At 51.7% G+C, this 22,012-nt stretch carries 21 protein-coding genes and 2 riboswitches; of the genes, 17 read left to right on the forward strand and 4 right to left on the reverse strand.

Features of this window, described 5'->3' with window-relative positions; all coding sequences use genetic code 11:
• Positions 1 to 348 precede the first annotated feature (348 nt).
• On the forward strand, positions 349 to 786 hold the full coding sequence (locus tag ACTRXD_RS21040) for a DUF5069 domain-containing protein (RefSeq protein ID WP_442433741.1): 438 nt from the start codon (positions 349 to 351) through the stop codon (positions 784 to 786).
• A gap of 61 nt (positions 787 to 847) precedes the next feature.
• On the opposite strand, the gene ACTRXD_RS21045 is transcribed toward ACTRXD_RS21040, so the two are convergent.
• Positions 848 to 1,291 (reverse strand): hypothetical protein, encoded by a 444-nt coding sequence (locus tag ACTRXD_RS21045; RefSeq protein WP_442433742.1) that lies wholly within the window; start codon positions 1,289 to 1,291, stop codon positions 848 to 850.
• Between the two features lie 373 nt (positions 1,292 to 1,664).
• On the opposite strand from ACTRXD_RS21045, the gene ACTRXD_RS21050 reads away from it, so the two are divergent.
• Positions 1,665 to 2,324 carry a hypothetical protein gene (locus ACTRXD_RS21050; protein ID WP_442433743.1) on the forward strand — a complete coding sequence of 220 codons (660 nt, stop codon included), beginning with the start codon at positions 1,665 to 1,667 and terminating at the stop codon, positions 2,322 to 2,324.
• Positions 2,325 to 2,378: 54 nt separating this feature from the next.
• Here ACTRXD_RS21050 and ACTRXD_RS21055 read toward each other — a convergent pair whose 3' ends face one another.
• From ACTRXD_RS21055 to ACTRXD_RS21065, 3 genes are all read right to left on the reverse strand, one after another.
• Positions 2,379 to 3,821 (reverse strand): amidohydrolase family protein, encoded by a 1,443-nt coding sequence (locus ACTRXD_RS21055; protein ID WP_442433744.1) that lies wholly within the window; start codon positions 3,819 to 3,821, stop codon positions 2,379 to 2,381.
• Between the two features lie 73 nt (positions 3,822 to 3,894).
• Complete coding sequence (locus tag ACTRXD_RS21060) at positions 3,895 to 4,329, reverse strand: hypothetical protein (protein WP_442433745.1); 435 nt, start codon at positions 4,327 to 4,329, stop codon at positions 3,895 to 3,897.
• Positions 4,299 to 5,174: a transporter substrate-binding domain-containing protein gene (locus tag ACTRXD_RS21065; RefSeq protein WP_442433746.1), complete on the reverse strand. Its 876-nt coding sequence runs from the start codon at positions 5,172 to 5,174 to the stop codon at positions 4,299 to 4,301. The genes ACTRXD_RS21060 and ACTRXD_RS21065 overlap by 31 nt, the downstream gene beginning before the upstream one ends.
• A 133-nt stretch (positions 5,175 to 5,307) precedes the next feature.
• Between ACTRXD_RS21065 and ACTRXD_RS21070 the strand changes: the two genes are divergently transcribed.
• The 15 genes from ACTRXD_RS21070 to cobS all read left to right on the forward strand — a co-directional run bounded on the left by ACTRXD_RS21070 (position 5,308) and on the right by cobS (position 21,987).
• A complete protein-coding gene (locus ACTRXD_RS21070) occupies positions 5,308 to 6,717 on the forward strand; it encodes a hypothetical protein (RefSeq protein ID WP_442433747.1) in 1,410 nt (469 codons plus the stop codon).
• A gap of 96 nt (positions 6,718 to 6,813) precedes the next feature.
• Positions 6,814 to 8,376, forward strand: a complete 1,563-nt coding sequence (locus ACTRXD_RS21075) for a cobyric acid synthase (RefSeq protein ID WP_442433748.1) — start codon at positions 6,814 to 6,816, stop codon at positions 8,374 to 8,376.
• 70 nt (positions 8,377 to 8,446) lie between these two features.
• Complete coding sequence (locus tag ACTRXD_RS21080) at positions 8,447 to 9,373, forward strand: YihY/virulence factor BrkB family protein (protein WP_442433749.1); 927 nt, start codon at positions 8,447 to 8,449, stop codon at positions 9,371 to 9,373.
• 273 nt (positions 9,374 to 9,646) lie between these two features.
• A riboswitch (cobalamin riboswitch) is annotated at positions 9,647 to 9,785 on the forward strand.
• 50 nt (positions 9,786 to 9,835) lie between these two features.
• On the forward strand, positions 9,836 to 10,885 hold the full coding sequence (locus tag ACTRXD_RS21085) for an ABC transporter substrate-binding protein (RefSeq protein ID WP_442433750.1): 1,050 nt from the start codon (positions 9,836 to 9,838) through the stop codon (positions 10,883 to 10,885).
• A 119-nt stretch (positions 10,886 to 11,004) separates the two neighbouring features.
• The gene (locus ACTRXD_RS21090) at positions 11,005 to 12,147 is read left to right on the forward strand and encodes a FecCD family ABC transporter permease (RefSeq protein WP_442434043.1); all 1,143 of its coding nucleotides are present in this window, start codon (positions 11,005 to 11,007) and stop codon (positions 12,145 to 12,147) included.
• Complete coding sequence (locus tag ACTRXD_RS21095) at positions 12,147 to 12,977, forward strand: ABC transporter ATP-binding protein (protein WP_442433751.1); 831 nt, start codon at positions 12,147 to 12,149, stop codon at positions 12,975 to 12,977. Before ACTRXD_RS21090 ends, ACTRXD_RS21095 begins: the two co-directional genes overlap by 1 nt.
• Positions 12,978 to 13,037: 60 nt before the next feature.
• A riboswitch (cobalamin riboswitch) is annotated at positions 13,038 to 13,230 on the forward strand.
• A gap of 171 nt (positions 13,231 to 13,401) precedes the next feature.
• A complete protein-coding gene (locus ACTRXD_RS21100) occupies positions 13,402 to 15,288 on the forward strand; it encodes a TonB-dependent receptor plug domain-containing protein (protein WP_442433752.1) in 1,887 nt (628 codons plus the stop codon).
• Positions 15,285 to 16,682, forward strand: a complete 1,398-nt coding sequence (locus ACTRXD_RS21105) for a cobyrinate a,c-diamide synthase (protein ID WP_442433753.1) — start codon at positions 15,285 to 15,287, stop codon at positions 16,680 to 16,682. The genes ACTRXD_RS21100 and ACTRXD_RS21105 overlap by 4 nt, the downstream gene beginning before the upstream one ends.
• Positions 16,679 to 17,275 carry a cob(I)yrinic acid a,c-diamide adenosyltransferase gene (gene cobO, locus ACTRXD_RS21110; protein ID WP_442433754.1) on the forward strand — a complete coding sequence of 199 codons (597 nt, stop codon included), beginning with the start codon at positions 16,679 to 16,681 and terminating at the stop codon, positions 17,273 to 17,275. Before ACTRXD_RS21105 ends, cobO begins: the two co-directional genes overlap by 4 nt.
• Positions 17,272 to 17,991 (forward strand): 5,6-dimethylbenzimidazole synthase, encoded by a 720-nt coding sequence (bluB, locus tag ACTRXD_RS21115; protein ID WP_442433755.1) that lies wholly within the window; start codon positions 17,272 to 17,274, stop codon positions 17,989 to 17,991. Before cobO ends, bluB begins: the two co-directional genes overlap by 4 nt.
• Positions 17,992 to 18,028: 37 nt before the next feature.
• Entirely contained in the window at positions 18,029 to 18,736 is a 708-nt protein-coding gene (locus tag ACTRXD_RS21120; protein ID WP_442433756.1) for an adenosylcobinamide amidohydrolase, read from the forward strand.
• An 86-nt stretch (positions 18,737 to 18,822) separates the two neighbouring features.
• Positions 18,823 to 19,422, forward strand: a complete 600-nt coding sequence (locus ACTRXD_RS21125; protein WP_442433757.1) for a cob(I)yrinic acid a,c-diamide adenosyltransferase — start codon at positions 18,823 to 18,825, stop codon at positions 19,420 to 19,422.
• A gap of 79 nt (positions 19,423 to 19,501) precedes the next feature.
• A complete protein-coding gene (gene cobU, locus ACTRXD_RS21130) occupies positions 19,502 to 20,122 on the forward strand; it encodes a bifunctional adenosylcobinamide kinase/adenosylcobinamide-phosphate guanylyltransferase (protein ID WP_442433758.1) in 621 nt (206 codons plus the stop codon).
• Positions 20,123 to 20,125: 3 nt separating this feature from the next.
• Positions 20,126 to 21,214, forward strand: coding sequence for a nicotinate-nucleotide--dimethylbenzimidazole phosphoribosyltransferase (gene cobT / locus ACTRXD_RS21135; RefSeq protein ID WP_442433759.1), 1,089 nt, complete (start codon positions 20,126 to 20,128; stop codon positions 21,212 to 21,214).
• Entirely contained in the window at positions 21,211 to 21,987 is a 777-nt protein-coding gene (cobS, locus tag ACTRXD_RS21140) for an adenosylcobinamide-GDP ribazoletransferase (RefSeq protein WP_442433760.1), read from the forward strand. Before cobT ends, cobS begins: the two co-directional genes overlap by 4 nt.
• The last annotated feature ends 25 nt before the right edge of the window (positions 21,988 to 22,012 follow it).

Here is a 22,012-nt window from a genome sequence, read left to right on the forward strand (position 1 = left end):
ATGCAGAGGAGCTGCCGCGCGACAACCATCATGGCTCGGAACGAAGACCGTTCCCTCACGAAGCCGGATATATGACCGCAGACCCTTCTCTCATCAGAATAAATTCCTGCTTGCAAACAAGGGGGAGTCCATATATGACAAACAGATAACTGAGGCGGGTGCCAGCCTCTGAGTCGGGCGAAGCATCTAACTTCACAAAAAGACGGGACTAGATGTCGATTGTTCGCTACGGGTGGTCACAAGACGAAAATCATTGGCTCTTTCGTTTTGTCCCTTTCACAAGGTATAACCAGTTCAATACGCATTTCGGTAGACTATGTCTAAGCACTAATATTATAAGGAGGCATCATGACCACAGCACAGTATCCACGCAGTCCAAAAGAACAAGTCGACGGGCTTTGCCATCTGGGACGGCTCATCGACAAAGTCCGGATGCGGAATGCCGGACAGATCCAAGATTACAATTATCTCACCGTCGGCTTCGATAAATATTTGTTGGATAAATTGGAAATCAAAGGAGAGGATTTTGAAAAGCGGGTACTGCAAGGCGGGACGGATGCAGAGATTGCCGACTGGGTGAAATCTAACGGGAAAAGCCTGAGCGATGCGGAAAAAGCCGAATGGAATGACATGGTGCTGACATTCGGCCCGAAAGCTCCAATGGCGCAGAAAGCCTTCGACGAGTATAAAGCCGGTCTGGCGAAAAAACGTGGTGTGTCGGTGGAGTCCCTTTCACATATCACCACATGGTTGAGTCTCATCGAACACGACGAAGCCCGGATGTAGCCGGATAACCGCATCGGATTTTCATGGGGGCATTGGGTGTCCGATAGGTGCGGAACTCGATCTACAGCGGGATTTTCGGAGGGCCGGAAATATCCTCGTAGGAGAGAATATGGCGGTGACCTTTGCCGTCGTCCTGGACGACCAGTTCCAGAGGCAGCCCTTTTGAAAGGGTTGACAGTTTTTCCCATTGCTCGGGATCCCGGGGTTGGACGGCTAAGGTGGCATCCCCGGGGACGAGCTTCCATCCTGAGTCAAACAACGGTCTTTCATCCGAACGTTGTTCCCAATTCAACCAGAGTGTCTGCCGGTCCTTTTCAATATAACGCACGGTGCCCCGGATACCCGTGGGTTGAGAAAAATTGGTGATCCCTTTTATGAAGGTGTCCAGCGGGTGAGGTTCAGTTTCGAGCTGTGCCTGAACAATGCCAGCCGTCAAGCTCAACCCCAGGCATGCGGCAAAGATCAGGAGGAGAGTTGAAATCCGTGAGTACCGTCGTGTCGCCATGGGTCACCTCACAGGTGAGAGGAAGGATGACATTCCCGACTATTTAATTTAATCATAAGCAGAGACGATTCACAAATGCTGAAATTTTATGGTTGCCTTGAGTTGGAATGTGAGAATTTCGGAAGAACCATGGCATCCTTAATTTAGCACTCCTGATTGATTGGGAATAGAACCAGGTTGAGGTCACCGGGGGTTCCCTGAATGAAAATGACCAAAAAGTATATAATAGTTGTAAGGTGGAGGTTGTCAAAAAGTCGGATCTGTCAGTCGATCAACTCCGCATTATGAGCGCCTGGTCCCAATTCACGAAGGCCGAATTAAGGAATCGAAAAGAGTGTATGTGCCCCTACCAGTGAAATTTGATTAGATTCTCATGGTTAAATCAGAATTAATTGATGTCAATTCGGTTGTCCTTGATTGGCTGACGATGGGAATCGAGGATTTTTTTCTGTCTTTTAGGGTTGGTGAATTAGATAAATTTTCGCGTCATGAACCATTTTTAAATGCCATGGGATTGGAAATGTTTTGCAAAGGGTATTTGTTAGCGGTGAAAAGGACGGAATATGAAGGCTTAGCAATTGAGGAAGCAAAAGGAAAAGTTAATGATTTAGCAAAAGAGATGCGTCATAAGGTTGGATTTTTAGTTGAAGAAATTAAAGATTATATCGGTCAAGGCAAAGTTCAACTCATGTTAGATAAAAAGTATGATGTGATTGATGAAAATGTTGGCCTTACGGGAGCCATAATTTTGCAAGCTATTGAAAAATCATATTTGGAATGCCGATATCCTGTCCCGAATCCTTTTTATAGAAAATTCCCTGTATCCAAATTAAAAGGTTCTTATAAGGCATATTGGGACCCAGTAAATTCATCTGGCCTTCATGAGTTTTGTTATGAGTTAGGCAGGGAAATTCTCACTGATTTAAAGGCCAAATTTGACATTGAGATTCCCCGATCTTGGTGGAATCAACATATTGTCGGTGATGAGGGGCGAAGATTTGAAAATATGTTTTTTAATTCAAGAAGGGAATAGTTTATAACTAAAAATTAATTTGTTTTTAGGAATTAGGACACTAAAGAATATGAATTAGGTAGTCACCCATCCATACGCGTGGTGGCTGGGGGATGGGCCTTCATCCAGGTAGGCCATTTTGATGTGGCTGAGATAATCCTTCGGGACGTCCTTCCGTGTGGCTTCGACATCTACCTTAAACAGTTTAGCCGCATTGAGACCAAAGACTTTGGCCTTGAGTGCTTTGGTCAAGGCAGGGTAGTGGTACTTGTCCTTAAGTTCTTCAGGAATTTGAAACCGCCGGAAGGCTTCGATCTGCCATTGAGGCGTGCCATACCAAATTGAATCCGTTCCCCAGATGAGATGCTCTTCTCCGAATGCCGAAAGAATCTGTCCGAGCAGGTGGGCGCAGACGACGGGTTCGGTAATGACGAGTTGACCGAATGTCGAGCCCATTTCCATATACACATTGTTGAGTTTTTGTTGCTTATGTTTTAAACGGCAAAATTCGCTGGTCCAGGGAATTTCACCTTTTTTAGCTTCGTCAAGATTGATGCGAGAAGTGCCTAGAAATCCGGAATGGTAGATCAGGAAATTCAGTTTGGGAAAATCTTTCGCGGCCTGGAGAATGTCGCGTGGATGGTTGTAATCGGGCACCGGGCCGAGCGGCAGACCTTTATGCGCGCAAACGTTGGTGATGTTGAGGGCCTGCGCTTTTTCCAGCATGGGGTAGGCGATTTTTTCATCGTTCAGCCACCACCCATGCTCGAAGCCCTTCGGCGGCGAGCCGGTATAACATTTCCAGGCATCGACCTTGAACGTCTCCGCTTGCTGATCCATGTAATCAAGATCGACCTTGCCTAACTGGGGCATGACCAGCCCATGGGCGAGCATGCGTTGGGAAGCGGTGAGACGGTTAATTTCATCACGGATGTGCGTCATTTCTTTAGGCGGGACGACGGCTTCCCATGGATAGGGCCCAGGCGGAGTACTGATGAGCCCGATAGAAGTGTCGCTGTCCAGAAACACTTCTTTGATGTAGTTTTCCAGGCTCAGGTCTTCGATCGTTCCACGATCGCCGGAGAGCTTGGGATTCAGGCCCATCTCTTTTGCCCGCCGTCGCAGGTTCAGAAGTCCTTCTTTCCAACCCGGCTGGTTGAAGGAGGAGCTGACGTAGTGGGTTTGCACATCGAAGATGAACGGAATGTTCCCTTTGCGTGCCTGAACCGCTTGGGGTTCCGCCGCTTCAACGTCAAGCACATCGAAGAACTTTCCAAACACCTGATTCATGGCCAAAAATGCCAGTGCCATTCCACCGGTGGTTTTGAGGAAATCACGCCGGTTCATGCCGAGCCGGCTGCTCAGCCGCTTGCTGCTTTGGTGGATCAGCCACTCGACCTGACTTTGTTTGATGGACTGCGGGGGCGGAAGAAATTCTTCGCTGGCGACGACCTGCGTGGGAAGGGGTGAGGCCGAGGTGTATCCTTGCTGAATGTGGAGGGTAGGTCGATGCTTCATATGGTCAATTCTGCCTGTTTTATGGTGCCAAGGGCAAACACCGAAGAGGTGAATGGGGGCGGGAGTGCAAAAACTATTTCGACCCGAATTCAAACATTTTAATCAACGGTTTTTCCTCCCGTTCGATCATATCATAATCAGATGAATTCCCTGGCTGGTATCGAGGAAATAGCTCAATGGTTCGTCGGGAGGGGGATGTTTTCGATTCCGCGGATTGCGGGGTTCGCCAGCCAACGGGAGGAGGGGGAGGTGGTAATCGCCAGTCCCGTTTCTCTTCTTGTGGAATCCTCCACCGGTTGGATTCGAGGAGGTTTTCCGAGAGAGGAGATCGGTAGGAGTCTTCATCCGGGAGCGACAGCTGGGTGCCGGATTGTTCAAGGGCAGCCGCTGCGAGCAGTGCTGGAAGGAGGAGAAACATGCCTATGAACCCTAAGGAGAAAGAAGGTGGTCCCTCAACCAGGAACCGTTCTGCGCTCGTCATGGGTTCGTGCCCACATGCTTTCTCCATTCAACTCCTTCGAACCAGTATTTGTGGGCGGAGTCCAGCCAGGTATCGGCGTTATGGCTGATAATCCACGCGTTGAGAAAGTGAATGAAGTCGGGGTCTCCTTTGTTGACCGCAAACCCCGTCTTGGTCTCGAGCAACGGTTTCGATAATGGTTCATCCACGGTTTTGGGATGTTCCAGGGCCACAAAGGTCGTAATTGGCTCGTGCTCGACGTAGCCATGTACCTTTCCGCTTGTAAGGGCCTGTATGGCATCCTGGCTGGAGGCAAAGGTTCTAATTGTGGCTTTTGGAAATACCCGACGGGCAAGATCTTCCGACACGGTTCCGGTCACGGCGGTGATGACGACCTCCGGTTGATTCAGGTCCTGGGGGCCACGAAAAGTTTTCGTTAACGGAATATTGGTGACCAGTCCGATCCCGGCAGAATCATAAGGGTCGCTGAAGTTGACCTTCAGGGCACGTTGCGGAGTAATGACCATGCCGGCCGTAATAATATCGATCTTCCGATCCAGGAGAGCCGGTACAATATTCTGCCATTCGAAGACATGGAACTCTGCTTGGACTCCGAGGTCTTTGGCTAATTGACGGGCGATATCAATTTCAAAGCCCGTTAATTGGTCATTGCTGTCCTTGAGGGTCCAGGGGGGAAATAACGAGACACCCACCCGTAATCTCTTGCTTCCAAGCACATGTTGCAGGGTGCCGGGTTGGCTGTCGAGCGACGTGCTTGATGGGGATTTTGCGGGGAGCTCAGCCCGGGCTGTTGTCAGAATGATCAGGGACCAGCAGAGGACTGCTGCGAAACAATTCAGTAGGGTGCGACAAGACCGTTGGTGTGAGTGCATTATGACCGCCATGGTTGTGGTTCGCGTTTATGAAAGAAGTCACTGTACCATAGGGCTTCCATCCCTGAAAGTAGGTGGATTGCAGTTGAATGGTAACCAAAAACAGAAAGAGTCATGGTGGCAGGAGGGGCATATGAAATGTAGAAGTTCGATGAGCTATGTCTTTTTGCTGGTAATAATTTTTTGGGTCAGTGTCGTATCGGCCGAGCCTGTGTTGCAACCGTGGACCAAAAATCCCTGGTATTGGAGTGATCACGGAGAACCGGTGTTGCTGTTAGGGGGAAGTGATGACGACAGTCTGTTTCAATGGCCGGAAAAAGCTCTTCTTGCGCAGCTTGATCGGTTGGCGGACGCTGGTGGCAATGTCATCCGAAATACGATGAGCAGCCGGCAGGATCGGGGTTTTGAGGTCTTCCCGTTTAAACAGGTGAAAGATGGCCGGTATGATTTAGAGCAGTGGAATGACGAGTACTGGGCACTCTTCGACCGGATGCTTCAAGAAACGGCCAATCGCGGCATCATCGTGCAAATCGAGATTTGGGACCCTTTTGACTACATGGGCGACACCTGGCACATTCAGCCGTACAACTCCCGGAATAATATCAATTACACAGCCGAAAAATCCGGATTGGCGGAGCGTTATTCCGAAACGCCTCATCAAAACAAACAACCGTTCTTCTTTACGACGCCAAGGCAGCGAAACAACCGTGTGGTTTTGCGGTACCAACAACGATTTGTCGATAAGATGCTGGAATATACCCTGCGATATGGTCATGTGCTCTATTGCATGGACAACGAAACAAATGGGGAGGAAGAATGGAGCCGTTACTGGGCGACCTACCTCAAACATCGCGCGGACAAGGAAAACAAAAGGATCTTTGTCACCGAGATGTGGGAGAATAAGGATATTACCGCCGAGATCCATAGGCGAACATTCGATCATCCGGAGGTATACGACTTCGTCGACGTCTCGCAAAACAATCACCAGAGAGGACAAAAGCATTGGGACCAATTTCTCCGTACGCGGCATTCTCTGGCCAAACATCCGAGACCCATCAATACGACCAAGACCTATGGCGCCACCGGTAATCGCTTCGGCAACGACCAGGATGGAATCGAACGCTTCTGGCGGAATCTGTTGGCCGGGGCCGCGTCCATTCGTTTTCATCGCCCTACGGCAGGACTGGGACTCAATGACAAGGCCGTGGCCAGTATTCGTGGGGCGAGAAAGCTGGAGTCGCACATACCATTGTGGACCGTGGAGCCCGCAAACGAATTGCTTTCAGTCCAGAAACCGAATCATGCGTACCTGGCTGCCGACAAGGGCCATGCATTCGCCCTCTACCTGCCCGTTGGCGGTGGAGTGCGAATCGATGTGTCCAGCACAACAGAGCCGCTGGTGGTCCGTTGGATCGAAATTGCCACAGGTGAATGGGGACCCGAACAACATATGCAAGGCGGCGGAACGGCTTATCTGAACTCTCCGGGCTCCGGCAATTGGGCGGCGGCAATTACCCCGGAACGACCTGAAAGAACTGACTGAGTAGGCTGATTGAGCAACGTTGTCCCGAGCGGTGTTCTATACCATGCCGCACACTTAAAGGACGTGGTTGCACTTATTCCGAAGAAGAGGGCATACATGAAACGTGCCTTAGCGATATTGGGTACAGGCTCCGATGTGGGAAAAAGTCTGGTCACGGCCGGCTTGTGCCGATTATTGCATCGGGCTGGAGTCAGCGTGGCGCCGTTTAAAGCACAAAATATGTCGCTGAATTCCTTTGTCACGACGGATGGAGGAGAGATGGGACGGGCTCAAGTGCTTCAGGCTCAGGCTTGTGGGTTGGCTCCGCATGTGGACATGAATCCGATTTTGCTGAAGCCGGAAGCCGACGCTAAATCTCAAGTGATTGTTCAAGGGCAAGTGTGGCGAAGTGAGAAAGCCCGGGATTATTTCGAGCGGAAATCCAATTTGTTTGAATTTGTGAAGGGGAGTTATGACCGGCTGTCCAAGCAGTACGACGTGATGGTGATTGAAGGGGCGGGGAGTGCCGCAGAAATGAATCTGCGGGATCGCGATATTGTGAACTGGCCGATGGTCGAGATGGCCGATGCGGCAGTGGTGTTGGTGGCGGATATCGATCGGGGGGGCGTGTTTGCGCAGGTCATCGGGACAATGGATTTATTAGCGTCGGAAGAACGGCAGCGGGTGATCGGGGTTGTCATTAATAAGTTTCGAGGGGATCTGACCCTGTTTGAAGATGGTGTCACCATCATAGAAGAACGCACGGGCGTCCCGGTGTTAGGCGTGTTGCCGTATCTGCGCAATCTGGATTTGGATCAAGAGGACAGCGTGGATATTGATCGATTGCGAAAGACGCCTTTCGAAGCAGATACCGTCAATATCGCAGTGGTGTTGCTGCCTCATATGAGTAACTTTACGGATTTCAATCAGGTGGCTGCGGAACCGGATGTGGCACTTCGCTTCGTGGCGTCACCCCAGGAGCTTCATGGAGCGGATGCCGTTATTCTGCCGGGAAGCAAAACGACGATTGCCGATTTGGAATATCTCCGCAAGGTTGGATTCGAAGAGGCACTTATGGCGCATGTCCAACGTGGAAACGAGATGATGGGTGTCTGTGGTGGATTTCAGATGCTAGGCAAAGAGATCACGGATCCACAGCATGTGGAAACCGGCGGTTCGACGAAAGGATTAGGGTTGCTGGAGGTCGAGACTGAACTGCTTGCTCACAAAACAACCGTGCAAGTCCGTGCCCGCTCCTTACCGGAGTCCTGGGGGCATGAATATGTGATTGAGGGGTATGAAATTCATATGGGTGACACGAGGACTGTGAATCCCACTTCATCCTGCTTTCGGATTCTTACGGGTCAGGTGCCACGTTCTGGTGATGAGCCAGAATCAAGGGTCGATGGAGCGATGAGTCTGGACGGGCGCGTCTGGGGGACCTACATTCATGGGGTCTTTGACCAACCGGAATTTCGTCGTCAATGGTTGAATCGGGTGCGGGTTCGCAAGGGTCTCGCTCCCCTTGGCCTAGAAATTTCAGAGGAGGTCTCACAGCGAATGTCACAGGCATTGAATCGTTGGGCTGACCATCTAGAGGCCCATCTTGATGTGAATCTCATTTTTTCGGCATTGGGGTTAGACAATTCTTCTCCAGACCGGCCCCATACATCGAAATGAAGAGGTGTGGATTTTCTTAGAAGCCTGTCCTACTCCGATCATATCCGAGTATGGGGTATAATACACACCGATGAGGTACGATCAAAAATTTTTATGGAAACTTGATGAGCCGGGGCCGGGCAATCATAAATCGGCTTGGCGCAGAAGGCCCGGGAGTTGGTGGGCATTGGCGAAAGAGGTGTGGGTCGCCTCATGCGAAGACGATGTGTTTGGACGGGCGGCACAACTGGGATTTTATTTTTTATTAGCGTTATTTCCCGCCATGTTGGGAGTGACGGCGCTCATTGGCATGTTACCCAGACAGGTGGTCGTGCCCAATGTCATGCCATACGCCCGGGAAGTGCTTCCCGCAGAATCCTTGGTTCTCGTTGAACGCTACGTCGAACAGATGATTCAGGGCAGTGGGGGGGGACTGTTTTCCCTGAGTCTTCTCGGTTCACTGTGGGCGGCTTCCTGGGGAATGATGGCGATTATTAATACGTTAAATGCTGTTTATGGGGTAAAAGAAACCCGACCGATTTGGAAAGCCGGGATGACTGCCGTCCTGCTGACGCTAGGCGCTGCGGTGTTTTTTATCACCTCGTTAATCTTGATTCTGGCCGGTGAAGAGGTGAGTCAATGGGTAACAGCGGTGACGGGCTTGGAATGGTGGTCAACGCTAGGCTGGCCCCTGTTGCAGTGGCCGATCATTGTGTTTCTTATGCTGATGGCTATTAACCTGGTCTATTATTGGGCGCCGAACAGCGATCATGAATGGCAGTGGATGAAGCCGGGCTCCATGCTTGCGGTTTTTCTCTGGATTATCCTATCCCTGGGGCTGAAATTTTATGTGGAAAATTTCATTAATTACAACGCGGTCTATGGACCCATTACCGGAGTGATTATCCTGATGATGTGGCTGTATGTCTGTGGTTTGACTCTTTTGATAGGAGGAGAGTTTAACTTCATCCTCCAACGTCCTGACACCATGGAAGGATCTGTTTCGTCAGAAACCTGACCTGTGAATCTGTGCGTCTTTGCATCCACCACTGCTTGAATCATAATGCGCAGGGCAAGGTGTCGTCACTGGCGAGCTGAAATGGAATCATCCATTCGTGAGCCGGTTGAGTTCAGGAGCTTCCTATAGGTGTGGGTGGATTGCAAAGGCCGGTTTGGAGGGATCGTTAAAACAGGTAACCCAATGTAGGCCGACAATTCCTGCAATGCGATTTCTTGACAAAGCGGCTCCGTCCCTCCTACATTCTCCCAAAACATATGCGGAATGGATGATGGGAAGCGGGTGCAATTCCCGCGCGGTCCCGCCGCTGTAACTGAGGACGAACCCCGCGAAAGCCACTGTCCGAATCTGGTCGTGATATTCGGATGGGAAGGCGCGGATAGTAGGTTACTCACTCAGGAGCCAGAATACCTCATTCGTTCCAAGACCAATGTTCCCTCGTGGGCTGGGGAAGTGGTGAGGATGAAGAATCGGGTGCAATCCTCAAGGTTGTGTAAGCCTTGGGGATTTTTTATTTTGAGCCAATGTGTTCGCCATTTGGTCTTCGGAATCGTGGGCTGGTGGGCGATCTTTCACTGCGCGTGTTCGGGTGATGTGGTGTTGGCCTTTGAGGGAGAGATGATGAAACGGCGCCAACAGGGTATTTTAACGGGTATGCCCTTCATGGCCAATGTGGCTCCACGGACGTTTGTCGATGATCTTGGCCGAAAGCTCTATCTGGCCAAAACTCCTCAGCGTATTGTCTCCCTTGCCCCAAGTGTCACGGAAATTCTGTTTGCCATCGGGTTGAATGAGGAGATTGTGGGGGTGACCGAATTCTGCGATTTCCCTTCCGAGGCCTTGACCAAGCCGAAGGTGGGTTATGCCACTCCCAATCTTGAGAGAATTGTGGGTCTGCAACCACAGTTGGTCTTGGCGCCTCGATCGTTCCTGCGTGTGGATCTACTCAATAAATTGGAACAATTGAAGATTCCCACCTTTATTTTTGATCCGCATACGGTTGAAGACATTTTCGCCCACATTCAGTTGTTGGGGCGCATGGTAGGCCATTCTGAAGAAGCGAATGCCCAGGCGGCCCTCATGCGGAAGCAATTAAGCCATTTATCAATTCGATTGGCGGACCTGCCTCGTCCCTCATTGTTGTATGTCTTGAATTCCGAACCCTTGATCACCGTGGGCCCCGGTAGTTTTATTCACCGTCTCATTGAACTGGCGGGTGGCAGAAATGCGGCGGATCAGACGAGCGCACCGTATCCACGTCTGACAATGGAAGAAGTCCTGCGACAAAATCCGGATATCCTCCTCTTTCCGTCCGGTCGGCAGGAAGGGATCCCCCAGTCGGAACAGGATTCCTGGCGACGGTGGACAACGCTTTCCGCAGTCCAACACGGCAAGCTGTTTCGAGTGGACAGCGACCTCCTGAATCGTCCCGGCCCACGGATTATTGAAGGGCTGAAGGAATTAGTGAAGATCCTGCACCCGGAGGTCAATCAGGATGAAATGTCGAATTGAAGCCTCCCGCCTGGATCATCATGATTCGGCAACGGGGCACATCATCTTATTCCCGCTCCTGAATCGATTGCGCAGTCGTGTTTAGCGATTCCAAGAAGAAGACCCTGGTGGTGAAACCCATGGCAAAAGTTCCGCCATTCACCATTTCCCCACCTTCAAAGGTGTCGAGTGAGTGGGATCAGGGATCTCCGCCTTTGCCATTTGCGATATCATCATTACCCACGCTGACGATCCGTGGCTGGCTCGCGTCTGTGGGTATCTCGTGTGTAATGGCTGTCGTGGCACTTCTCGTCTGTCTGGGTTTTGGGACCGAGGCGATTCCCTTCTCACGGATATGGTCCATTCTGGTTGGATCACTGCCGGGGACCGGGACCATTCGTGCCGGGACAGATCCGACAACGGTCATTCTGCTTCAGGTTCGTTTGCCCCGGCTGCTATTGGCATTTTTCGTTGGGGGCAGTCTGGCGATGGTTGGCGTCGCACTTCAGGCCTTGTTGCGAAATCCCCTGGCCGATCCGTTTATCATCGGGATCTCCAGCGGGGCGGCGTTAGGGGCTGCGATTGCCCTGTTGTTTGGGGTGGGGATTTCTGTCTTGAGTGTGTCGGCTTTGCCGGTATGTGCCTTTGCCGGGGCGTTACTGTCTTTGGTGATCATGTATCGGATTTCATCCGTGGGATTTGGTTTTTCGATCTATACGTTATTGTTGGCCGGGGTTGTGCTGAATGCGATTTTTTCCGCGTTCATCATGTTTCTGACCAGTGTGGCTGATCCCAATCGGGCGTTCGGGATGTATGCCTGGTTGATGGGATCGTTAACCGGGCCTGACTATTCCACACTTGGTGTCCTGGGATTGTATCTTGGAATGGGTTTGGTGATCTTGGCAACGCAAGCGCAATCATTGAATCTTCTGACTCTTGGAGAGGAAACGGCCCGATCGTTAGGGGTGGAAGTTGAGCGGGTCAAAAAACTGGTGTTTGTTGCCGCGGCACTTTTGACCGGAGCGGTTGTGAGTTTTAGCGGGATCATCGGGTTTGTGGGGCTGATCGTGCCGCATGCCGTCCGCCTGGTTTTGAGTGCAGATCATCGCCTTTTACTCCCGGCTGCGGGATTTGTAGGAGGCATGTTTCTGATGTTGGCCGATACGGTGGCGCGGACAGCCTTGAGTCCAAGTGAATTTCCTGTCGGTGTGGTGACGGCACTGGTGGGAGGACCGGTGTTTTTATACCTACTCACGACTCGTAGCCTGCGGGTGGGGATGTAATGATGAACTCCGGAAATTTACTCCCTGGACCGGCGTATTCTCTTCGAGACGTGACCTTTGGTTATGACACCCGTTTCCACGATCACTCGGAGTCGGTACTGAATGCCGTCACATGCTCGATTGATTCCGGAAAAATCCTTGGTATTCTGGGCCCTAATGGTTCCGGAAAAAGTACTTTACTGAAGCTCCTTGCACGGGTTTTACGTCCCCGGTCCGGTACCGTTGAGTTGTTCGGGAATCCCCTCTCACATCTGTCCCAAGTTGAGGTGGCCAAACAGGTCGCGTTGGTTCCCCAAGAGACCATGCAGATTTTCCCCTTTACCCTTGCAGAAATGGTTCTGATGGGACGATTTCCCCATCATCGGGGTTGGGGTGGATGGCATTGGGAGGATTCCGACGACCGGCGAATTGCACATCAGGCGATGGAAGATCTGGATGTCCTCCATCTGGGTTCGCGGCTTGTTACGGATGTGTCCGGAGGGGAACGTCAGCGGGCGGTGATCGCTCGTGCCCTTACGCAGGTGCCTCAGGTATTGCTATTGGACGAACCCACCGCCTTTTTGGATCTGCACCACCAGTTGGATATTGCCAGAATTCTCCGGCGGCTGAATCGGGAGCGTGGCCTCACGGTAATTCTGGTGTCTCATGATTTAAACCTGGCCAGTCAATACTGTGATCGACTGATGTTGTTACACCATGGACAGATTGCGGAGGTTGGATCGCCTTTAGAAGTCCTGCGTCCTGACCTGTTGGAATCGGTTTACGGGTGTCAGGTTCTGGTAGATGGTCATCCTCAATCAGGATTGCCCAGAGTGTCGTTGCCGGTGTGAGGGAGTGTACCAATGCCGTGTCTTATGGTGTTGTGTGTGTGGGTGTCAGTCTAAACCATTTAATAAAGGAGTTGGGTTATTTAGAAGAAAAACGACGGTTGTGACGGGGAAGCTGGTGTAAATCCAGCACGGTGCCGCCACTGTAAGCGGGGAGTAATTCTGCAAGAGTCCATTGTGGACATGGTGTCCATGAGAAGGCGCAGAAACGCGATAATCCGCAAGTCAGGATACCCGACAATCAGTCTCTTCCATAAGGCCCCTTCGTGCGAAAGGGAGGTGGAGTATGTTCTCAGGATTTCTGCATTCATGTTTTTTCGTCAGATGTTTTCGGAGTTTGGGATTACTCGTCATAACTCTATTTTTTCCGATCATGGTTTCTGCAGCGGATTCTCAACATTCTGAGCCTGTCACGGAATTAGACCCCATGGTGGTGACGGCGACTAAGACGCCGGTTCCTCTTAGCCAAGTTACGAGCGCAGTTGAGGTCATAACAGAAGAGAGTATGCAGCGCCGACACAGTCGAACGCTTGTGGATGCGCTCAATTTAAGCCAAGGTCTGGCGACGTTTTCCTCCGGTGGTCCAGGCACGAATAATACTGTGAGGATTCGTGGAGGGAGTTCCGCTCAAACATTGGTGCTGATTGATGGGGCCATTGTGAACAGTGCGACACTGGGGGAATTTAATTTTGGTACCGTGACCACGGATAATATCGAATCCGTGACCGTCTTACGTGGGGCGCAAAGCATGCTATGGGGTTCTGATGCTGCCGGTGGGGTAGTCGACATCCGAACCAAGCGCGGTTCCGGTGATCCGGTCGCCAGAATCTTCTCAGAATATGGATCGTTTAATTCTATTCGAGAAGGAGGGAGTTTTGCCGGACAAGTGGGTCCGGTAGATTTTTCCGCCACGTTGACGCGGTGGGATATGAGCAAATTTTCAGCGGTGAATTATCGGCGGGGAGCGGTTGAGCGCGATGCCTTTCGCAATTGGCAGGCGTCTTCTTTGCTTGGCGTGAAGGGGCCGTGGGACGGGCGGTTGGAATTGGCGTTCCGCTGGATCAATAACGACATCGACCTCGATAATGCCAGCACCTTTGGCGGACCCTTCGATGTGTTTAAAGCGCAGTCCTCTGGTGAACAATTTATCTATAGCGGGAATTATCATCAACCGATCACCGACTGGTGGGACCAGAAGATGACCCTCGCGCATGCCCAGGAAACGTTAATCACTCAGGCGGGGGATAATCAACGCAGCATAACCACGGGATTGGAAAGTACCCCTGCCGCGTTTGGCAATTCAGATATTCGAACAAAAAGCAATCGAATTGAATGGCAGAGTAATTTTAAAATTGGGAAGCCTCTTCTTTTGACCGTTGGCTATCAATATCGAGAACAACGGGGAGAAAACAAAGGCACGTTTTCTGAAAAAACCCTCTCAAGCCATGCCGGATTTGCGCAACTCCAATTAAATCTGTTTGACCGGTTTTTCGCCACCGGGGGGTTCCGGCAGGATTCCTATAATACCTTTGGCGATGCGACGACCTATCGTGTGACGGGGGCGTATCGTATTAAGGAAACGGGCACGAAAATCCGGACCAGTTATGCCACCGGGTTTCGAGCTCCTTCAATTAATGAATTATTTTTTCCGAATTTCGGAAATCCGAATCTCAAGCCGGAAAAAAGTCAAAGTTTCGATGTCGGTATTGATCAGGAGTTTTGGGATAAGCGTCTTACCGTGAGTGGAGGCTATTTCTGGAATCGCTATCGACAACTGATTGTCACGGCGTTTGACCCTGCAGGCTGTGTACCCTTCACGCCTTTTGGGTTCTGTGCCCAAAATGTGGGATCTGCTAAAAGTCAGGGGTGGGAGGGGAGCGCGAAACTTGTCCTGGCTGAAGAGCTTCACTATATGAAGTTGCTGGACCTTCAGGGACAATACACCTATACGATCACGAGAGACCTGGAGACAGGGGCCCGGCTGCCTCGCTGGCCGGTTCATCAAGGCAGCGTCGTGTTAACATATCAACCCATCAATCCCTTGAGTATGACCACAACCTTCCGCTATGTGGGTTCTCGGTTTAATACGACCGGCGATCAACAGCGACTCCCGGATTTTTATGTCATCAACTTCTCCGTGTCGTATGACATAACATCTTCCCTGCAAGGATACGTGCGCGTGGATAATATCCTAAACCGGCATTATGAAGAAGTGCTGTACTTCGGCACTCCGGTGCGATCAGTGTTCGGTGGCGTTCGAGTGACCTTTGACCTGCCGGTATCAAAGACTTCCAACGCAAGTGAAAACTCATGAACTTTCCGAGGCTCGTCATTGCGGGCACACAGAGTAGCGTCGGCAAAACCACGGTGACGTTAGCATTATTGTCGGCCTTTCGGGCTCTGGGTCGCAGGGTTCAACCGTTTAAGGTCGGGCCGGATTTTCTGGATCCAGGGCATCATCAGTTGGCCAGTGGCCGGGAATCCCGGAACCTCGACGGGTGGATGCTCGGGGCAGTATTGAACCGAACAATTTTTCAAGAGGCGGCTCACGGAGCCGACCTCTCGATCATTGAAGGCATGATGGGTCTCTTTGATGGAAGTTCTCCGGTCAAGGAAACAGGGAGCACGGCTGAATTGGCTCACCAACTGAACGCGCCGATTCTCCTGGTTGTGGATGGGAGTGCCATGGCCCGCTCGGCAGCCGCAATGGTCTATGGCTATGCAAAATTCGATTCTTCCTTGCAGGTCGCCGGTGTGATATTTAACCGGCTTAACAGTGAAGGCCATTTCCTGTTATTAAAGGAGGCCGTAGAAAAAGAAACCGGTATTCCGGTTGTGGGTTATCTCCGCACTGATTCGGACGTGACTATTCCTGATCGGCATTTGGGATTACGGACGGCTTTGGAGGGTTCCAGTACTGCATTGTATGCCAAACTTGGTGAATTGGCTTCCGCAACCATCGATTTGGTTCGCGTTGAACAGTTAGCTCAGGCCGGTCCGGAAATGCCCGTCACGAATTCCGGCATGCCGGCTCAGGCCTCCAGGCCGGTGAATCGACCTGTAAGAGTCGGAGTGGCTTTTGATCCGGCTTTTTGCTTTTACTATCCGGAGAATCTCCAACTCCTTGAAGAGGCGGGTGCGGAGTTGGTCCGGTTTTCTCCCATGCATGATCCGTCACTTCCCGATGTGGACCTGGTGTATCTGGGAGGAGGCTATCCGGAGATCTACGCGGACGTGTTACAACGGAACATGGCCATGCGTCAGTCTATTCAGGCATTTGCAGCAAGGGGCGGAGTAGTCTATGCAGAATGTGGCGGGTTGATGTATTTGGCAAATACCCTCAGAGATTTTGATGGAACGGTGTACGACATGGTCGGAGTGATCCCGGCTGAAACGGTCATGAGCCGGACACAGATGACATTAGGGTACCGTGAGTTGACCGTGACTTGCGGAGGACTACTTGGGGACCAGGGAGTGCGGATTCGTGGGCATGAATTTCACTATTCGACCTTTCACCCTGAGGGAGATCCGGAATATCTCGGCCATCTTACCGATGCGCAGGGACGGGACCGGGGAGAGGATGGCATTACGGTCGGGAATGTCATCGCCCTGTATACGCATTTACATTTTTCCAGTCACCCTCATGTCCCTGTGGCTTTGGTCGAATCGGCAAGGGGTGCAACTGCGATGAGAGGGAATAGACTATGAGCGATCAAGGGCATCAGGCCCGCATGGAACGGTTAAAAGCCTCTGTGGATCGACGGATTGCTGCGGCACAGGAAGAAAAGGGTCTCTTGATGGTCCACACGGGTGCAGGCAAGGGAAAAACCACTGCGGCATTGGGCATGGCCATCCGATGCCTCGGACATGGCATGAACGTGGCGATGGTGCAATTTATCAAAGGGGCGATCGATACTGCGGAAGAACGAATACTGAAGAGCTTTGGTCAGCAGGTGGTATTTCTTCGAATGGGTGAAGGGTATACCTGGGAAACCCAGGATCGGGAACGGGATGCACAGGTGGCTCAAATGGCTTGGGCAGAAGTCGAAAAGTTTCTTCAAGACCCATCCTTTGGCATGGTCATTCTGGATGAACTGAATATTGCCATCCATCATGAATATGTCTCGCTTGAACAAGTGCTGAAGGCCGTAGCTCAGCGTCCTCCCACACTCCATGTGGTCATTACCGGACGGGGTGCGAAACCGGAGCTTATCGAAGCCGCCGACCTGGTTTCGGAAATGAAGATGATTAAGCATCCCTTTCGCAATGGCATCAAGGCTCAAAAAGGAGTCGAATTTTGAAACAGAGTATCTCTCAAAACGGGACGGGCTTTTCCGCTGAAGAGCGGGAGGCCGTTTATCGTGCGATATTTGAACGACGGGATGTTCGCAGGGATTTCCTCTCTGATTCGATTCCCGACACTATCCTTCAACGGCTGTTATTGGCCTCTCATCATGCCGGTTCCGTGGGGTTTATGCAGCCATGGGATTTTCTGGTCATTCGTCACCCCGAGACCAAACAAGCCGTGAAAGACCTATTCCTTCAGGCGAATAAAGAGGCGGCTCTTCGGTATGAAGGACCGAAAGCCGATCTGTACCGTGGGCTCAAGCTGGAGGGCATTCAGGAAGCTCCCGTTAATATTTGTGTGACCTGTTCCCGTGACCGGGGTGGCCCTTCCGTGTTAGGTCGTGCCACGGCTCCCGAAACCGATTTGTATAGTACATGCTGTGCCATTCAAAACCTCTGGCTTGCGGCACGAGCCGAGGGTATTGGGGTCGGTTGGGTGTCCATCCTGGATTATGACCTTTTAAAGAAAGTCCTAGGCATTCCTCCAGCTGTTTGGGTCGTTGCCTATTTGTGTGTTGGATATGTGAAAAGCTTTGCTCATCAACCGGATCTTGAAAAAGCAGGATGGCGGAAACGAATGTCACTTGAGGAACTCGTGCATTATGAGAGGTGGGGAAAGCGCGGTGGTCATGAGTCCGCCCATTCTGGTCCTGACCTCAAGGCCAGATAAGACGGTTGTCGTATGCTTGGAATCGGAGAGGAATTAAGTGGGTAAAGAGATGGTCTCTCCACTTCAAATCGATCTGCGACCCAATTGTCTGATTGTTCGGTTTCCAGGGATGTTCACGTGTCTAAGTTGGGCGCCCTGGAATGGTGGGGAAGCTTCCGCTTCCGTGGTCGCCAATTTACAAGTAGGCCTTAACGGATCTTCCCCGGCGGCCACGCCGGCGGAGGATTGGGGAGTTTTATTTCAAGCCCACTCTCTTATTCCGGAAGAGACCATCGGATTAATGACTGCTGCGACTGTGAGTGCGTTTGCCAACCGTTTTCTCTATGCATCGGGGGCCTGGGTGCATGTCCTCGCGACGGTCGGGTTATCGAATGCCCGCTCCGTCCTTGACGATGCCGATGTTGAGCTGGGACAGCAAACCTCTTCGTCCGGAACGGTCAATGTGGTAATGGCGACCAATGCTCTTCCCACAATTGCCGGACGAATCGAGGCGATACATATTGCCTCCTCAGCAAAAACTGCAGCGTTTCGGGATAGCGGTGTCACCAGTCGCAAGTCCAATCTTCTTGCGGACCTCACAGGTACCGATTGTCTCGTGGTAGGGGCCAGCGGTGAAATTGAAGAAGATCATTGTGGCCTTCACACGATTCTTGGGGAAATGATTGCTCGCACCGTATATACGTCGGTGTCAGAAGGGATCGCGAGATGCAGGAAGGCTGAAGTCTTAAGGTCGTATAATTATTAACAATACGATGGTGATCACATTTCTCTTAGCTCCTACACGACTAAAGACCAAGCCAATTATTCAACTTTTTCCTGGAGACTTCTACAATGCGGATATCTAAAGTGTATACCCGTACAGGTGATGCGGGGAAAACTCGATTGGCTGGGGGGCAGGAGGTCTGGAAAGATTCCGTCCGGGTGGAAGCCTATGGCACCGTCGATGAATTGAATTCAATGCTTGGTTTGGCTCGGGTGTCGAATGGAGAAGCCGCAACGAATGTTGAGGTGTCTGCGCGTATGGGCCCTATCTTAAAGTGGGTGCAAAATAAATTGTTTGATTTGGGCGGGATCCTCGCCACAGCTCAGGGTGAATCGTTTCCGAATATGCCGACGGTGACATCGGAAGATGTCGCCCACTTGGAAGATCTTATCGATGAGTGCCAAAAAGATCTCACCCCCTTGAAAGAATTTATTCTGCCTGGCGGGGGGCAACTCGCCGCTTTACTGCATGTGGCCCGTACAATTTGTCGTCGTGCTGAGCGGCTTTGCGTCACCCTGTCGAAGGAAGAATCCATCGACAAGGAATTGGTCGTTTTTCTCAATCGGCTGAGTGACGCGTTGTTTGTGTTTGCGCGCTGGGTCACAAAAAAACAGGGAGAAGCTGAATTTCTGTGGGAACGGGAGCCGGCAACCTCTCAAAAGACGTAACGTTGGCCCCTTTCGGGTATCGGTGCTCAGAGCGTATACCGGGATGATTGCACAGTTTGATGCGAGGAGGAGTAAGGCCATGCGTTCCGTCCGACAATCACATCAGCGTTCGGGGAGAGATTCGCTCTCTTCCCCGGTAGCTGTTTCCGGTCCTCGCTTAGCCCAGAAGAAAACTCATGTGCCATTAAAAAAGCTGATTTTTGTCCTTGGAGGGGCGCGGTCGGGAAAAAGTTCTTTTGCCTTGCAACAGGGAAAGGTCAAATCCCCTCGAGCATTCGTCGCAACGGGAGAGCCGTTCGATCAGGAAATGGCCGGTCGAATTCAGAAACATCAGCGGTCGCGGGGCCGTGGTTGGGTGACCATTGAAATGCCTACCGGAATTTCCGAATGGTTGGCCGAGCAGGGTTCAGGCTATCCCAGTATTGTGGTGGATTGTTTAACACTGTGGCTGAATAATCTCTTGCGAAATAAGGTGCGACCTTCGCAAGTCCCAACATATGTCAGAGCCTTCCTTCGGTCGGCTCGCGCCTGTCCCGGTCAGATTGTCGTGGTCAGCAATGAGTTAGGACTCGGGTTGGTGCCCGGGGATGCGATCAGCCGGTCATTTCGGGATGTGGCGGGCCGGATGAATCAACTCGTTGCGGCTGAAGCTGATGAAGTCTATTTTCTGGTGAGTGGGCTGCCCCTCAGACTGAAGTAGCCGATGAGCTATACTTCTCCATTCATTCAGGACACTCTCTCGGCGATTCAACCGGTCGCACAGGCTGATATGGGTCGCGCTCAAGTGTTGTGGGACCGACTGACGAAACCTCCGGGCAGCCTTGGCCGGCTTGAGTCCTTAGGGGCTCAGTATGTGGCGATAACTCTGTCGCTTCCCGTAAAAAATCCGGATGCAATGATGTTCGTTCTGGCTGCCGATCATGGTGTGACAGGAGAAGGGGTGAGCGCCTATCCCTCATCCGTCACGGTACAAATGGTCAAAAATTTTTTACAAGGCGGGGCAGCGATCAATGTTCTAGCTCGTCAGATTGGGGCCCAGGTTCGCGTGGTGGATATGGGCGTTCAAGAAGACATGGGTGCACCACCCGGTTTGTGGGTGAGAAAGGTCGGGTTGGGAACCCGCAATATGTGTGAAGGCCCTGCCATGAGTCGTGAACAAGCCGTCCAAAGTGTGGAAGAAGGTATCCGTCTTGTCCAGGAGGCCTATGCTGACGGGATCCGGTTAATCGGAATCGGAGAAATGGGCATTGGGAATACCACCATCAGCAGTGCCATTACAGCAGTCATGACGCGTCATCCTGTGGCCGACGTGACCGGGAAAGGCACAGGAGTTGATGCGTTGCAATTGGCGAAAAAGATTCAGGTGATTGAGCGAAGCATTCAACGAAATGCACCTGACGCGCAGGATCCTTTGGATGTGCTGGCGAAGGTCGGAGGATTTGAAATCGGCGGATTGGTAGGAATTCTTCTGGGTGGGGCGGCATGTCGCGTACCTGTGGTCCTGGATGGGTTCATTACTGGAGCTGCCGCCTTGCTGGCCGTCGCCCTGGAGCCCCATTGTCAGGCCTACATGATTCCTTCCCATGTCTCTGCGGAACCCGGACATCGTTTGGCCATGGACTCGTTAGGGTTTCGTCCGCTGTTGGATTTGGATCTTCGGCTTGGGGAGGGCACAGGAGCCTGTTTGGCTATCGGATTGATTCAATCGAGTTTGGCCTGTCTGACACAAATGGCCACATTCGAAAGTGCAGGCGTGGATGAGGCCGTACGACCCTTTCCGGAAATGGCATGAGGAGTTTATGGGCTTCGTTTTCTTTGGCGTGGCACCTTCTGACGACCATTCCTCTTACAGGAGGTTCGGGTACGAAGATTCCATTAGATACGTTCGGAGCTTCCCTTCGCTGGTTTCCTCTTATTGGTTTTCTGCTTGGCGCAAGCCTTGTCATGATCGATCGATTATTGGAGAGCGTCTTTCCTCCTGTGGTTTTGAATTTGGTGATGCTGACTCTCTATGTGCTGGTCACGGGAGGCCTCCATCTTGATGGTTGGGCGGATACGGTTGATGCACTTTCAGGGGGAAGGGATCCCGATCACCGGCTGATGATTCTCCGGGATTCTCGAATCGGTGCCCTTGGTGCCACAGGGTTGGTGTTGATTCTTGGGCTTCGCTATGCCGGATTTCTGACCCTGCCAGTAGGATTTCGAGAGGGCATGTTGTTCTGTATGCCGGCTATTGGGCGATGGGCGATGGTGATCGGTTGCTGGGGTGTTGTCTATCCACGATCGGAAGGGTTGGCTGCGCAGTTTATTCGGACGGTGACGCGGCGCGATGTTCTGGTTGCCACAACGGTTGTGGGATTGGGGTTGTGGGGAATGTTCGATGCGGTCACAGCCGCTATGCTGATGATAGTTGTGTACCTTGTGGTTCGATCTGTAGTCTGGTGGATCTCCAAAAAGTTTGGCGGTATCACGGGAGATATACTGGGAGCGATGAATGAGGGAATCGAAGTGCTCTTTCTGATCTTGGGGCCGGTCCTCCTCGTGTATTCGAAGTTTGGAGAATAATTAACAGGGCCATTCATGAACGGGA

It is taken from the genome of Nitrospira sp. T9, assembly GCF_052156535.1.
GTDB lineage: Bacteria > Nitrospirota > Nitrospiria > Nitrospirales > UBA8639 > Nitrospira_E.

Excerpts from the sequence above, each read along its gene's own strand:
- ACTRXD_RS21040 (WP_442433741.1), top strand. The coding sequence starts at position 349 with ATGACCACAGCACAGTATCCACGCAGTCCAAAAGAACAAGTCGACGGG.
- ACTRXD_RS21045 (WP_442433742.1), bottom strand. The coding sequence starts at position 1,291 with ATGGCGACACGACGGTACTCACGGATTTCAACTCTCCTCCTGATCTTT.
- ACTRXD_RS21050 (WP_442433743.1), top strand. The coding sequence starts at position 1,665 with ATGGTTAAATCAGAATTAATTGATGTCAATTCGGTTGTCCTTGATTGG.
- ACTRXD_RS21055 (WP_442433744.1), bottom strand. The coding sequence starts at position 3,821 with ATGAAGCATCGACCTACCCTCCACATTCAGCAAGGATACACCTCGGCC.
- ACTRXD_RS21060 (WP_442433745.1), bottom strand. The coding sequence starts at position 4,329 with ATGGAGAAAGCATGTGGGCACGAACCCATGACGAGCGCAGAACGGTTC.
- ACTRXD_RS21065 (WP_442433746.1), bottom strand. The coding sequence starts at position 5,174 with ATGCACTCACACCAACGGTCTTGTCGCACCCTACTGAATTGTTTCGCA.
- ACTRXD_RS21070 (WP_442433747.1), top strand. The coding sequence starts at position 5,308 with ATGAAATGTAGAAGTTCGATGAGCTATGTCTTTTTGCTGGTAATAATT.
- ACTRXD_RS21075 (WP_442433748.1), top strand. The coding sequence starts at position 6,814 with ATGAAACGTGCCTTAGCGATATTGGGTACAGGCTCCGATGTGGGAAAA.
- ACTRXD_RS21080 (WP_442433749.1), top strand. The coding sequence starts at position 8,447 with ATGAGGTACGATCAAAAATTTTTATGGAAACTTGATGAGCCGGGGCCG.
- ACTRXD_RS21085 (WP_442433750.1), top strand. The coding sequence starts at position 9,836 with ATGAAGAATCGGGTGCAATCCTCAAGGTTGTGTAAGCCTTGGGGATTT.
- ACTRXD_RS21090 (WP_442434043.1), top strand. The coding sequence starts at position 11,005 with ATGGCAAAAGTTCCGCCATTCACCATTTCCCCACCTTCAAAGGTGTCG.
- ACTRXD_RS21095 (WP_442433751.1), top strand. The coding sequence starts at position 12,147 with ATGATGAACTCCGGAAATTTACTCCCTGGACCGGCGTATTCTCTTCGA.
- ACTRXD_RS21100 (WP_442433752.1), top strand. The coding sequence starts at position 13,402 with ATGGTGGTGACGGCGACTAAGACGCCGGTTCCTCTTAGCCAAGTTACG.
- ACTRXD_RS21105 (WP_442433753.1), top strand. The coding sequence starts at position 15,285 with ATGAACTTTCCGAGGCTCGTCATTGCGGGCACACAGAGTAGCGTCGGC.
- cobO (WP_442433754.1), top strand. The coding sequence starts at position 16,679 with ATGAGCGATCAAGGGCATCAGGCCCGCATGGAACGGTTAAAAGCCTCT.
- ACTRXD_RS21125 (WP_442433757.1), top strand. The coding sequence starts at position 18,823 with ATGCGGATATCTAAAGTGTATACCCGTACAGGTGATGCGGGGAAAACT.
- cobU (WP_442433758.1), top strand. The coding sequence starts at position 19,502 with ATGCGTTCCGTCCGACAATCACATCAGCGTTCGGGGAGAGATTCGCTC.
- cobT (WP_442433759.1), top strand. The coding sequence starts at position 20,126 with ATGAGCTATACTTCTCCATTCATTCAGGACACTCTCTCGGCGATTCAA.
- cobS (WP_442433760.1), top strand. The coding sequence starts at position 21,211 with ATGAGGAGTTTATGGGCTTCGTTTTCTTTGGCGTGGCACCTTCTGACG.